The organism is Planctomycetaceae bacterium (assembly GCA_041398785.1).
In the GTDB taxonomy this organism is placed as follows: Bacteria; Planctomycetota; Planctomycetia; order Planctomycetales; family Planctomycetaceae; genus JAWKUA01.
This window is the reverse complement of record JAWKUA010000004.1, coordinates 120,181-133,092: the sequence shown is the minus strand read 5'-3', so window position 1 is coordinate 133,092 and position 12,912 is coordinate 120,181. Positions and strand designations below refer to the sequence as shown.

The following is a 12,912-nucleotide window of genomic DNA, read 5'->3' as shown; positions in this document are numbered from 1 at the left end:
TGCACTGAACGGTCAGATCCGGCCGACATTACACCAGTTCGGGAATCACGTCGCGTTTATCGAGCAGATACTGCGGGCGTCCGGCTTGGTCGATGATTGTGGCATTGCCGACATCGATCCCAAGGCGGTCATACAGCGTGGCGAAGACCTCCTGATAATGCACGGGACGATCGCGAGGAACTTCACCGAATCGGTTGGTGCTTCCGATCACTTGTCCGGTCCGCATGCCTCCGCCCGCCAGCAGGCAGCAGGACACCTGCGGCCAGTGGTCCCGGCCGGCATCCTTGTTGATTCTTGGCGTGCGGCCGAATTCTCCCCACGCAACGACGCTGACATCGTTTTCCAGCCCGCGGCGGTGCAGATCTTCAATCAGCGCCGTGATTCCCTGGTCGAATTTCGCCAGTTGTTCGGGAAGCCTTTTGAAGTTCGAATGATGCCGGTCCCAGCTCCCGAACGACAGCGTCACGCAGCGAACTCCGGCTTCGACCAGCCGCCGAGCCATCAGGAACTGATCCATCCAGTGAGGGCCGGCGTCTTCGCCGAACGCGGGGTCAGAACTGCCGCGACCGTAGCGGTCACGCACAGCCGGATCTTCCTTGTCCAGATCGAGCGCCTCGACCAGCCGGCTCGACGTGAGCACGTCGAATGCCTTGGAGGTCAGTGCATCGACGCCGCGATACGTTTCCAGTGAATCCACATGGCGGCGGAAACGATCGAAACTGGTCAGCAGCCCTTTGCGATCTCGCAATCGTTCCAGCGTCACACCGTTCAGATGCATATCGGCCATGCCCTGACCATCCGGCTGAAATGCACCATGCGCCATTCCCAGGAAACCCGGCATTCCCGGATTGCCGTACGGAGCGTGCCGAGTCTTGATCGTCAGTCCGACGAAGGGCGGCACTGCGGGATCAACCGGCCCCTGAAGCTTTGAGGCCGAGGAACCCAGCGACGGATGGTTGTCCTGCCGACCTCGCGGACCGATCGGATAGCCGCTGACACACAGGTCCGACGCATGCTGATCCGGGCAGCCGTACAACGAACGAATGATGGCCACCTTATCCATCATCTGCGCCAGGCGAGGCATGTGTTCACAGATCTGAACCCCGCTGACGCTGGTGTCAATTGGCCGGAAGCTGCCGCGAATTTCCTGCGGCGCGTCCATTTTCAGATCGTACATGTCCTGATGCGACGGACCGCCGGACAGAAAGATCATGATGACCGCTTTGTGCGACAACCCGTCGACGCGTTTCTTCGGGGATGATTCCTGAGCGTGCAGGATCTGCGGCAGCGACAGGCCGCCCATCGCCAAGCCACCAATCTTCAGGAAATGCCGGCGAGCACTTCGGTCACAGTGAAGGGCGGAACCCGCACTCTGGATATTCAACATCCTGGAATTCTCCTGTTTGCTGTCGCGGCGATCGAGCGGACCCTGTGCATCACCCGTCATCCGGCCCGTCATGATATCCTGGAAAGATTCCCGTCACCCGCGTATTTGAAACCAATCTGCACGTCAAATCGAGGGTTTTGAATATCCGGCAGTGCCGAGGATCCGTCGCTTCGCCTCACCACGCCCCATGCATCCATCCTGCGACGTTTGACAGAGAAACACGCGATGGCTGTGAAGAATGCTGGGTGACGCGAATGGCGTGACTTCGGAACGCCATCGGATCATTTTTCGAAGTTCCGTCGTTTGAAGTTCCGCGTAGCTTCGTTTGTAGCGCCGCTTCGCGGTGACTGCGCTCCCGCAGCCAGAGGCGCACTTCGGTCGATTCCAGCGACGATCGCTTTCCTTCAGAATGTGGAGTTCCCGCGAGTTCCACCGGTAGCCCACGAGCCTCGCACTTGACGCACCGACGACCGTTTCTTTTTTCGTGAGCCTGATCGCCATGTCGACGTCTCCCGACCGCCGTGTGTTTCTTTCGACGCTGGGGACTGCGCCGCTGCTGGCGACTGGGTTCTTTCCGGCGGCACCACCGTCCGATCCGCCCCATCCGCTGGATCAGTCCGGTGCGGACCTTGGCACAAACTTCGAATTCGTTTCCAGCATCGCCGATGCCAGCCGCCCCGCGATTTTTCCATCCGGCGCTGATATCACGTTCGACAATGCGTTTCGCGACTCGGCCCGGCGAAGCGTTATGCAGGTGCTGAGCTACGACCCGCCGAAGGTTGATCTGTCGCCGGAAGTCGTCGAGCGTGTGGATCGCGGTGACCACATTCGCGAACGAGTGCTGTTTTCGACGACGCCGTGGTTCCGCGTCGCGGCGTATGTGCTGGTGCCCAGGGGACTCACCGAAAAGGCGCCGGCGATTGTCGACCTGCATTCTCACGGCGGAATGTTCCTGTTCGGCAAGGAAAAGGTCATCGACCTCGGCGACAACCATGCCGCGATGACAGAGTACCACGCAAGAAACTACGACAGTCGCCCCACGGCCACGGCGCTTGTTCGGCGCGGGTACGTCGTGATTTCGATCGATGCCTTCATGTTCGGCGAACGCCGGGTGCTGCTTGACGAGGATTTTCGCTATGGCTGGGACCGCGCCGCATACTCACTGGAGGATGTCCGGCAACTGAACGCGAAGTGCCGGACGAAGGAATCGACACTGGCGAAGAGCCTCGTGCTTGCGGGAGCGACCTGGCCGGGAGTGGTGAACTACGACGACCGCCGAACGATCGACTACCTGCAGACGCGTCCGGACGTGGACAGCGAGCGAATCGGATGCACCGGCATTTCGATGGGCGGATATCGGTCAGCGTACCTGGCGGCTCTGGATGAACGAATTCGCGCGGCGTGCGTCGTCGGCTTCATGTCGTCGACGCGCCCCATGCTGCGTGCGCACATTGACACGCACTCATGGATCCACTTTCTGCCCGGACTGCATCGTTTGATGGATTTCCCCGAACTGACCGCTCTGGCCGCGCCGCGGGGACTGTTCGTTCAGCAGTGTGAACGCGACCAGTTGTTCCCGACGGAGGGTATGAAGAGTTCCGTGGAGCGAATCGGAAAGCTTTACGAAGCCGCCGGCGCCGCGAGTCAGTTTCAGTCGCGGTTCTACGACGAGCCTCATCGCTGGACCGTGGCGATGCAGGATGAAGCCTTCGACTGGCTCGACACCCACCTGCGCCGCTGACAGGAAACGGCGCCGGTACGAACATCGCCGACACGCAAACAACATCCGCCACGGACTTGGTAAAGACCGCCGGGAACGCTGCGGAACACGTCGAAAAACCGCAGCGGACAGCGTTCCGGCGACGCGAAACGCGTCGATGTCACGGACTTCCCGCACAATCCCGGTCACGCTCCTTCACGCAGGCCGCGATGTCCCTAGAATCCCTCCTTCCTCACGCAGACGAGGCACCTTCACGGATTTGAAGCACTTTCGAAACGCGCTGTCCCCGACTCCATGGCCAAGAAACGTCCACGCATTGAAGACCGCGTCGAAGCACGCACGCAGGAAATTGGACGGGAACTCTTCGGTCGGCTGGAGCAGCGTTCGCCGTCGATTTTTCACGGGCGTTGGTGGGAAGATCGCCTGATGAACTGGGCGATGGAGGACGAAGCGGTCAAAGTGCAAATGTTCCGCTTCGTCGACGTCCTGCCCATGCTGAAGGACCACGTGGCAATCGCCCGCCACCTTGAAGAGTACTTCGAGGACGTTCAGGAACGACTTCCGTGGGCCGCGCGGATCGGACTGGAACTTTCCTCCGGCAACAGCATTCTCAGCCGGGCTCTGGCCTACAACGCCCGCACAAACGCGTCGCGTATGGCTCGACGATTCATCGCCGGAGAAGACGTCGGCGAAGTGCTGCAGTCGGTTCAGAGAATTCGCAAGAGCGGGTTTGCCTTTACGCTCGATCTGCTGGGGGAAGCCGTCATCAGCGAATGCGAAGCCGATCGATACCAGCGATCGTACATCGACCTGATCGAAGGCATGTCCGACCGAGTCGCCGGCTGGTCGGAAGTGTCGCTGCTGGACCGCGATGCCGACGGCGTGATTCCCCGGCTGAATGTTTCGCTGAAGTTGTCAGCTCTGGACAGCCAGTTTTCTCCGACAGACCCGGAGGGAACGCGCGAGCGGGTCGCGGAACGTCTGCGGCCCATTCTGCGGACGGCTCGCGAGCATCACGCCTACGTTCACGTAGACATGGAAAGCTATGAATACAGAAACCTGACCTTTGACATTTTTCAGCATGTGCTGATGGAAGACGAATTCCGCGACTTTGCCGACGTCGGAATCGTGGTTCAGGCCTATCTTCGCGACGCGGGCGACGACCTGAAGAATCTGCTGGCATGGACAAAACAGCGCGGAACCGCAATCACCGTCCGTCTGGTGAAGGGAGCCTACTGGGACTACGAAACGATTGTCTCCGAATACCGAAACTGGCCGTGTCCGGTGTATCGCCGCAAGTGGCAGTCGGACGACAGCTTCGAAACGCACGCTCGCTTCCTGATGAAGAACCACGAATGGCTGCGGCCGGCTCTGGGCAGTCACAATCTGCGAAGTCTCGCCAGCGGACTGGCGTGGGCCGAAGAATACAGCGTTCCCAGACGGCAGGTCGAAATCCAGATGCTGTACGGCATGGGAGAGAACGAAGCCCGGCTGTTCTCCGAACGCGGTTACCGCGTTCGAATCTATACGCCTTTCGGAAAGTTGATTCCCGGCATGGCGTACCTGGTGCGCCGCCTGCTGGAAAACACGTCCAATGATTCCTTCCTGCGTCAGAGTTTTACTCAGCACATTGCTGTCGAGAAACTGCTTATGAAACCTTCCGATCACGCTGTTGCCGAACCGCCGATCGAAGAGTCGGCCGCGGCCGGATTCACCAACGAACCGCACACCGATTTCAGCCGCGGTGAAAACCGCGAAGCCATGCTGCAGGCTCTGACAGACGTGCGGGCGGAATTCGGGCAGGAATATCCGCTGGTCATCGACGGCAAATCCAGTGACAGCCGATCAACGCTCAGTTCCCGCAATCCGTCAAAGCTATCCGAAATCGTCGGCCATGTGGCCTCGGCCTCAGCAGACCAGGCAGCCGATGCCATTGACGCAGCGCGGCGAGCGTTTCCGCAATGGGCGGCCATGGAAGTCAGTAACCGGGCGGAGTATCTGGAACTGATCGCCGCCGAAATGCGCGAACGGCGTTTCGAACTGGCCGCGTGGATCATTTTCGAAGTCGGCAAGCCATGGGCCGACGCCGACGCCGATGTCGCCGAAGCAATCGACTTCTGTATGTACTACGCCGATCAGATGCGGCGTCTGGACGTACCGCGGCAGGTTGACATCAAGGGCGAGGAAAACAGCTACGGCTACCGACCGCGGGGAGTCGCTGTCGTGATTTCTCCGTGGAATTTTCCGCTGGCGATTCTGACCGGAATGACAACGGCCGCACTGGTCGCCGGGAATACGGTAGTGATGAAGCCGGCTGAGCAGGCATCGGTCGTTGCCGCGAAATTCATGGAAGTCGTTCGCAACGCCGGTTTGCCCGACGGCGTCGTCAACTTTCTTCCCGGTATCGGAGAAGATGTCGGTCCGGAGCTGGTGGGAAGCCCTGACGTCGACATGGTTTGCTTCACAGGTTCGCAGGCCGTCGGTCTGGAAATCAATCGCCTGGCAGCGGAAACCGACGACCGTCAGGCCGGCGTTCGCCGAGTGATCGCGGAAATGGGCGGCAAAAATGCAATCATCGTCGACGACGACGCCGACCTGGACGAAGCGGTTGTGGGCGTCATCCGCAGCGCGTTTGGGTACTCCGGGCAGAAGTGTTCGGCGTGTTCACGCGTGATTGTGCTGCAGGCGGCATACGATCAATTTCTGCAGCGGCTGGTGGAAGCAACCCGCAGTCTGAAGGTCGGTGCCGCCGAGGATCCCGGCACACGGATCGGCCCCGTGATCGACGCGGATGCCCGCGATCGCATCCTGCAGACGATCAGCCGCTGCGACCCGGAGTTCGACGGGGAAGTGGCACTCTCCGTTGACGTCGCGTCGCTGTCGGACGGCACGTTCGTCGGCCCGCACATTTTTCGAAACGTCAACCCGGATTCGAAACTGGCTCAGGACGAGATCTTCGGCCCGGTACTGGCGGTTCTGAAAGCCCGAGACCTGGACGAAGCGTTCGCCATCGCCAACAACACTCGCTACGCTCTGACCGGCGGCGTTTACAGCCGCAGCCCGGCCACTCTAAAGCGGGCTCGCAGCGAATTCGAAGTCGGCAACCTGTACCTGAACCGTGACATTACCGGGGCACTCGTTCACCGCCATCCGTTCGGCGGCTACAAGATGAGCGGCATTGGCAGCAAGGCCGGTGGACCGGACTACTTGCTGCAGTTTCTCATTCCGGTCAACATCACAGAAAACACGATGCGGCGGGGATTCGCGCCTCCGCCGGATGGAAATGCGTAAGATGCCGCTGTCATCGGCAGGCGGTGTCCCGTCATGGATTCGGCTGCGTCAGATTCGTTTTTTCGAGATCCCTGCTGATTCAATCGCTGTCGGCTGATCCGGAGCAAACATGAAAATCTACCGCTATGAGTCCGTTCGCTTCGATGCGGCTGACGGCCTGAATTCACTGCTGCGGCAGGGCTGGCTGCCGATCCGTGAGACACACATTCCGTCAGGCAGCGAATCCAATTCGGAATCGGCGGCGGCAACGCTGCTGATTCTGCTGGAAAAGGAAGTGGATCGGCTGCCGTTCCCCGGAGAAACGCTGGCGGGAAACGTCCCGATCACGTTCCTGCAGGATGTCATGCTGTTTGACGGCTTCGAATTGAATGACCTGCAGCGCGTTGTGGGGCTGTGCGATGTTCGAACGTTTGATCCGGAGACCGTGCTGTTTCAGACTGGCGACGAAGCTCACTGGCTGGCTGTGGTTCTGAAGGGAGACGTGCAGGTCGGTCTGCCGGAACTGCCTGTTCAGCAAACAACGATCGCTGTACTGCAGCCTGGCGGAGTTTTCGGCGAAAGCACGTTCTTTTCGGAATCTCCGCACACAATGTCGGCTCGAACGGGTGCCAACGGTGCGACACTGCTTTCGCTGACGCGACCGTCCTATGATGAACTGGCCCATATCGATGCGAACGTCGCGGCCAGACTGGCGAACAACGCCGCTCGAATTCTGGCCGGCCGACTGCAGGAAACCGACGAATGGGTGTGGGAATTGCTGCAGCAGAATCAGATCGCTCAGGTGAGCGCCAGTTGGCGGCGGTTTCGGCATCGCGTGCGAGGCGGCGACGTTGCGGGAGGCGGATTTTTCGGAGTGTGAGCGTCGTATGCTTCCGTCCGGAATGTGCTCGATTTTCCTCCGCCGAGAACGAACAGCAGGCGTAAGATTATCCGAGGAATCCGCGTCATTCAAAGCGGGATCCCCAGACGGAGGATTGTCTGCCGTAAGATCCAGGAAACTGCCAAAGACCACTCCGCCGGCGCTTCAAACTTCAATCAACGGTCGGTGAACCGGAGAACAACCAATGATTTTTGACCCTCTCTACCTGCTGCTTGTCGGCCCGGTGATGCTGTTCGCAATGTTCGCCCAGTGGCGGGTGAAAAGTGCATACGCGAAGGCCCAGGCTCAGCCGGCTCCCATCAGTGGAGCCGCGGCGGCGCGGATGGTGCTGGACGACAGCGGCCTGAGCAACGTGGATGTGCAGATGACGCAGGGGTTTCTGTCGGACCATTATGATCCGCGAGCAAAAGTCATCCGCCTGAGCCCTGAGGTCTACCAGAGCCGTTCGCTGGCCGCCGTTGGGATTGCGGCTCACGAAGCAGGTCACGCCATCCAGGACGCGACGAACTACTCGCCGCTGGTGATCCGCAACGCGGCGGTTCCGCTGGCGTCGACCGGCGGCGGGATTTCGATGATGGTGTTTATCGGCGGAATCATGTTCGGCGGAGCTGCGTCGGTGCTGGGAAAGAGTCTGCTGATCGCCGGCGTTTTTCTGTTTGCCGCCGTGGTGTTCTTCCAACTGATCAACCTTCCCGTCGAATTCGACGCCAGCAATCGGGCCAAGCGAGTGCTGGGTGAATTGCAGGTCGTGCGAGGCGAACAGGCGGCAGTCGTCAACGATGTGCTGAGTGCCGCCGCGATGACGTACGTGGCCGCCACGGTGTCAGCAATCATGACGCTGATCTATATGCTGATCCGCAGCGGGCTGCTGAGTGGACGGCGCGACTGACGCGCATCGTCCTGCAGCTTCTTCGTTCCGACCCGCCACGCGATCGACGCTGCGTGAGCGCCGTGCTGTGTTCCGACCTGCGGCGCTGACCTGGCGTTCGCTTCGTAGGCTCGAATCAGCCGAATGCCGTAGACGATAACCACGATGCACAGTGCCGCGATGACAACCCGGCGAGCCTTTGTGCTCGCCATTTGCCAGACTCGCGGCAGGTACTTCAGCTTCCAGTGACGAGGATAGCCGGCCGAGTCGAACTCCTGCTCGTCGACGTCATCGGATTCAATCGTGACGCCCATCGCCGAGGCGAGCTGCCTCGCCACGGACAGGACTCGTTCGTTCGCGGTTTCATTTGACAGCTCGGCCTTGTCGGACTCCAGAATTACGGCGTCGCCTTCCGGAAAACAGCCGACAATCTGCGACTGCTGCCGATCGACTTCCGTGTCTTCGGCGTCGTCCGGTTGTAGGTGCTTCCGCGGCAGGCGAACCGTCCGAATGCATAGTCGCTGCAGGTACGGAAGCGAATACGTTTGCTCGGAACGCGGCGTCATCACCGACAGCAGGCGGCGGTCCCAGTCAACGACAACTTCCCTCTGCGAAAACGCGGCGTCCAGCTTCAGAAACAGCACCGCCCCGGCAACCAGCATCATTGCGCAGTACAGCCAGGCGATGTTGGTTCCGCCGAAGGAAAACACATCGGCAATTGCCAGATAGACATTGCGTCGCATCGCTGCGGGAAACAGGTATGCCGCAAAGCCGACGACGAAACCCACCAAAGGCGTCGCAAACGGCGCGATGAACAGATTCACGACGGCTGAACCGACAACGCCGCCAATGGAGCCGGCCGCGATCAGAAACGCCGTCGGCCGGACACGTTTCACAACGATGCGTTTTCCCGGCTGCCACTCGACAAAGTCGGTCAGGCTGAATTCCAGCCGGTCCATCTTCGCCTGCATCTCCGCAATTTCACGATCTCTGTCGGCGGAGATCGCTTTGATACGCTGCTCCGCGTACCGGAAGTCTGACTCGGACCATTCTTCCACGGGCCGCTGAGGCAGCCCCAGTTTTCGTCCGGCTGCCTGCAACTGACTCTGTTCGACCTCGTTCTGAATCGTATTCACGATCCATTGCAGTTCTGCAGTCGACAGTCCTCTGAAGTATTCGAAGCATCGGTCTTCGGTCGAATTGACGATCAGTCCGTGCGGGCGGTGTCCCTCTGCATCACTGGCCAATTGAACGTCAATGACGTCCTTTGCAATGGACCACGCTCTTCGTGATCGGCGGAACACGCGATGTTCGATGACGGCTAATGTATCTTCGGAAACAGCAATGGCTCCGCGAGTCCGCATGCGCGTGAGTGCTCTGGACGCCAGCACGAGTCCTGCCGTCCAGACGACGGCAATAATGGCAAAAGCCGCCTTCCAGACGAACTGCCGTTCAACAACCAGGTGCGTCAGTTCGCCGGCGATGCACAGAACAATGATCGCCTGCAGCGCCGCCGGCCAGCAGATTCCCTGCGTCTGCGGGATTTGAATCGTGACGCCGTTCGCATGACGTGAACACGTGATGCGGCTGGATTCCGGCGGTGGAAGTGAATCGAAGCCGGTCGCCGAGTTGTCGGTTTCTGGTTTGGAAGGCATGACCAATGCGACCCGGCCGGGATCCTGCGGGCGAGCGATCACGGATCACGTGCCGCCGCTCGCGGGCATCGAGCGACCGCTGACCGGACGACTCACGAGTTGCGGTGATACCCCTTGAACAGCTTGCGTTCGATCCTTGGGCTGTACGGCGTCCAGGCGGAATCCTTGTTCATGTCGTCTTCGATGCTGCGAGAAAACTCGTGCAGCTTGGCGTCAAGATTGTCGATGTGGTGCAGGACGATGGCTTCAGGCGTCATGGGAACCCGGGGACTGCCGAATTCAAGCGTGCCATGATGGCTGAGGATCATGTGCTTCAGCCGCAACACGTCTTCCGCGTCGAATTCTTCGCCGCTCATCTGGCCGCGAGCCAGCAGCAGCTTTTCGTTCAGCATCTCGATGGCGATGTTCATGTGGCCAAGCAACTGGCCTTCGTCGGTGTACGCCAGAGTCGGATCCCAGGAAAGCTCCCGCACCTTGCCAAGGTCATGCAGCAGAACTCCCAGCAGCAGCAGATCCCGGTTCAGAGCAGGGTACAGCGGACAGATTCGATCGACGACTTCGCACATACTGACAATGTGCTCAATCAGGCCGCCCTGGTAGGCATGGTGAGCCTTGACTCCCGCCGGTGCGGAACAGAGATCATCGACGAGCGTTTCGTCTGTCAGGAAGCAATCGGCGAGAGTTCGAAGTTTGCGGCATTGCAGCGACGCGAAAAGTTCCTTTAGTCGTTCCAGCAGCGGTCCCACGTTCATTTGCGGCTGAGCCTGAAAGTCCTCCGCGCTGTAGTCACCGTCACCCGCCAGATCAATGCGGTTGACAATCATCTGCAATCCGCCCTGATACAACTGAACCTTTCCTCTGACATGCACCAGGTCGCCCGACGAAATGTGGTGCAGGCGCTCCTCGGTGACGTTCCACATCAGACCGCTGATGACTCCGGAACTGTCGCGAAGGCTCGCCAGCAGATACAGATCGGCATTGCGGTTGGCTCGCAGTTGTTTGTCTGCCAGCAGAAACACCTGATCAATGGTGTCACCGTCGTTCAGTTCCTTGACGAGAATGCGAGACATCGAGCAGCCTTCGGAGAGTGGGAAACCAACGATTCTAAGATCAGGCCGAGCGGTCAACAACCAGTCCCCGTCGCGCGCGTGCCTTTCGCCGCGTGCATCGGGAACGTTTCGCCTGTGTCTCATCGGCGAGCCTCGCTGATTCCGGACTCGGCCGGACCGCCGTTCATCCGACGAAGTATGGGCCGCCGGGACGGCTGAGTTCCCCCCGGAGATCGTGGTTAAACATCGGCGACGCTGTGCTAGAATCCGCCGCCCGAACTTCATAACCCTCCTGAAAGAACACCCGTGCGCTGGACTCAGACATTTGTTCCCACAATGAAGGAAGTACCCTCCGACGCGGAGGTGCCCAGCCACCAGTTGATGCTGCGGGCCGGCCTGATCCGGCAGCTCATGGCGGGAGCGTACACGTACCTTCCGCTGGGTTACCGCGTCGTTCGCAAGGTTTCCGAAATCGTGCGACAGGAAATGGACCGCGCCGGGGCCGTCGAACTCTTCATGCCGGCTTTGCAGCCGATCGACCTTTTCGAACGCACTGGCCGCCGCGAAGCCTTCGGAAACGTGCTGTTCAATTTCGAAACGAAGCGAGGCGACAGGAAACTGCACTTTGCTCTCGGGCCGACGCACGAGGAAGTGGTCACGAACCTGGTGGCTCACGAAATCAAGACGTACAAGCAGCTTCCGATCACGCTGTACCAGATCCAGACGAAATTCCGCAACGAAGAACGGCCGCGGTTTGGTGTGCTGCGAACGAGCGAATTCCTGATGAAGGACGCCTACAGTTTCGGCACGTCGCTGGAACAGCTCAATGTCGCCTACGAAGCGATGTACAACGCGTACTGCCGCATCTTCGAACGCTGCGGGCTGGAATATATCCCCGTGGAGGCCGAAAGCGGTCCGATCGGAGGCGATGCGTCCCACGAATTCATGGCTCCGGCGGACAACGGCGAAGATTTCGTTGTTCGCTGTCCAGGATGCGGATACGCGGCGAATCAGGAACGAGCGGACACGGGCCGCAAGTCGTCCCTCCCCGCAACCCAAACCAGCGCCGCCGATCCGGAAAAAGTCGACACGCCGAACGCCGGCACAATCGAACAGGTCAGCAACTTTCTGAAGGCGGACCCGACTTCGTTCATCAAGACGCTGGTCTATCTGGCGGACGAAAAACCGGTTGCCGTATTGATTCGCGGCGACCACGACGCGAACGAAGGCAAGATTCGACGAGCACTTCGAGCGACCGACGTCCGGCTAGCCGACGAAGCGACAATTCAAAAGGTCACCGGAGCCCCTGTCGGGTTCGCGGGACCGGTCGGCATCCGGTGCGACATCATCGCCGACCACGATGTCGCCCTCATTGAATCAGCTTTCACCGGAGCCAACCAGAAGGACACTCACCTGACCGGCGTCGTCCCCGGCACTCACTTCGAATTGACCGAAACTTTCGACCTGCGAAACGCCGAAGGCGGAGACCCGTGTCCGAAGTGCGACGGAACACTGGAAATCGTCCACGGCATCGAAGTCGGTCACGTGTTCAAACTGGGCACAAAGTACAGCGAATCGCTGGACGCCATGTACCTGGACAAGGACGAAAAGAAGCACCCCATCATCATGGGCTGCTACGGTATCGGAGTGACGCGTGTCGTCGCGGCAATCGTCGAAACCTGCCACGACGAAAACGGCATCGTCTGGCCATTTACGGTCGCCCCGTATTCGGTGGAATTGATCCCGCTGAATGTTAAAGACGAAGAAGTGATGACAGTCGCTAATCAGCTCTACAATGACCTGACCGAGGCCGGAATCGATGTGCTGATGGACGACAGAGACCAGCGTCCCGGCTTCAAGTTCAAGGACGCCGACCTGATCGGCATCCCGCTGCGAGTCATCATCGGCGGCAAAGGCCTGAAAGAAGGCATCGCGGAAATCAAGGGACGCACGGAATCTGACGCCGTGAATGTTGCGATCAGCCAAACCGTGTCATTCATCAGGGAGGCACTCGGAGGCCTGGAATGAGAATCAAAATCACTTACTGCGTGATGTGAAACTA

At 59.7% G+C, this 12,912-nt stretch carries 8 protein-coding genes; 5 read left to right on the top strand and 3 right to left on the bottom strand.

The window, feature by feature from the left end:
• Positions 1-28: 28 nt before the first annotated feature.
• Entirely contained in the window at positions 29-1,387 is a 1,359-nt protein-coding gene (locus tag R3C19_06120; GenBank protein ID MEZ6059918.1) for a DUF1501 domain-containing protein, read from the bottom strand.
• Between the two features lie 499 nt (positions 1,388-1,886).
• Here R3C19_06120 and R3C19_06115 point away from each other — a divergent pair, with 499 nt between their 5' ends.
• From R3C19_06115 to R3C19_06100, 4 genes are all read left to right on the top strand, one after another.
• A complete protein-coding gene (locus R3C19_06115; protein ID MEZ6059917.1) occupies positions 1,887-3,128 on the top strand; it encodes an alpha/beta hydrolase family protein in 1,242 nt (413 codons plus the stop codon).
• Positions 3,129-3,401: 273 nt separating this feature from the next.
• Complete coding sequence (gene pruA / locus R3C19_06110) at positions 3,402-6,398, top strand: L-glutamate gamma-semialdehyde dehydrogenase (GenBank protein MEZ6059916.1); 2,997 nt, start codon at positions 3,402-3,404, stop codon at positions 6,396-6,398.
• A gap of 109 nt (positions 6,399-6,507) precedes the next feature.
• Positions 6,508-7,257 (top strand): cyclic nucleotide-binding domain-containing protein, encoded by a 750-nt coding sequence (locus R3C19_06105; GenBank protein MEZ6059915.1) that lies wholly within the window; start codon positions 6,508-6,510, stop codon positions 7,255-7,257.
• A 205-nt stretch (positions 7,258-7,462) separates the two neighbouring features.
• The gene (locus tag R3C19_06100) at positions 7,463-8,167 is read left to right on the top strand and encodes a zinc metallopeptidase (GenBank protein MEZ6059914.1); all 705 of its coding nucleotides are present in this window, start codon (positions 7,463-7,465) and stop codon (positions 8,165-8,167) included.
• Here the strand turns inward: R3C19_06100 and R3C19_06095 are convergent.
• Positions 8,122-9,801 (bottom strand): hypothetical protein, encoded by a 1,680-nt coding sequence (locus tag R3C19_06095; protein MEZ6059913.1) that lies wholly within the window; start codon positions 9,799-9,801, stop codon positions 8,122-8,124. The two genes, R3C19_06100 and R3C19_06095, sit on opposite strands and share 46 nt — an antisense overlap.
• 92 nt (positions 9,802-9,893) lie before the next feature.
• Positions 9,894-10,871, bottom strand: a complete 978-nt coding sequence (locus tag R3C19_06090) for an HD domain-containing protein (GenBank protein ID MEZ6059912.1) — start codon at positions 10,869-10,871, stop codon at positions 9,894-9,896.
• A gap of 285 nt (positions 10,872-11,156) precedes the next feature.
• On the opposite strand from R3C19_06090, the gene R3C19_06085 reads away from it, so the two are divergent.
• Entirely contained in the window at positions 11,157-12,878 is a 1,722-nt protein-coding gene (locus tag R3C19_06085) for a proline--tRNA ligase (GenBank protein ID MEZ6059911.1), read from the top strand.
• The last annotated feature ends 34 nt before the right edge of the window (positions 12,879-12,912 follow it).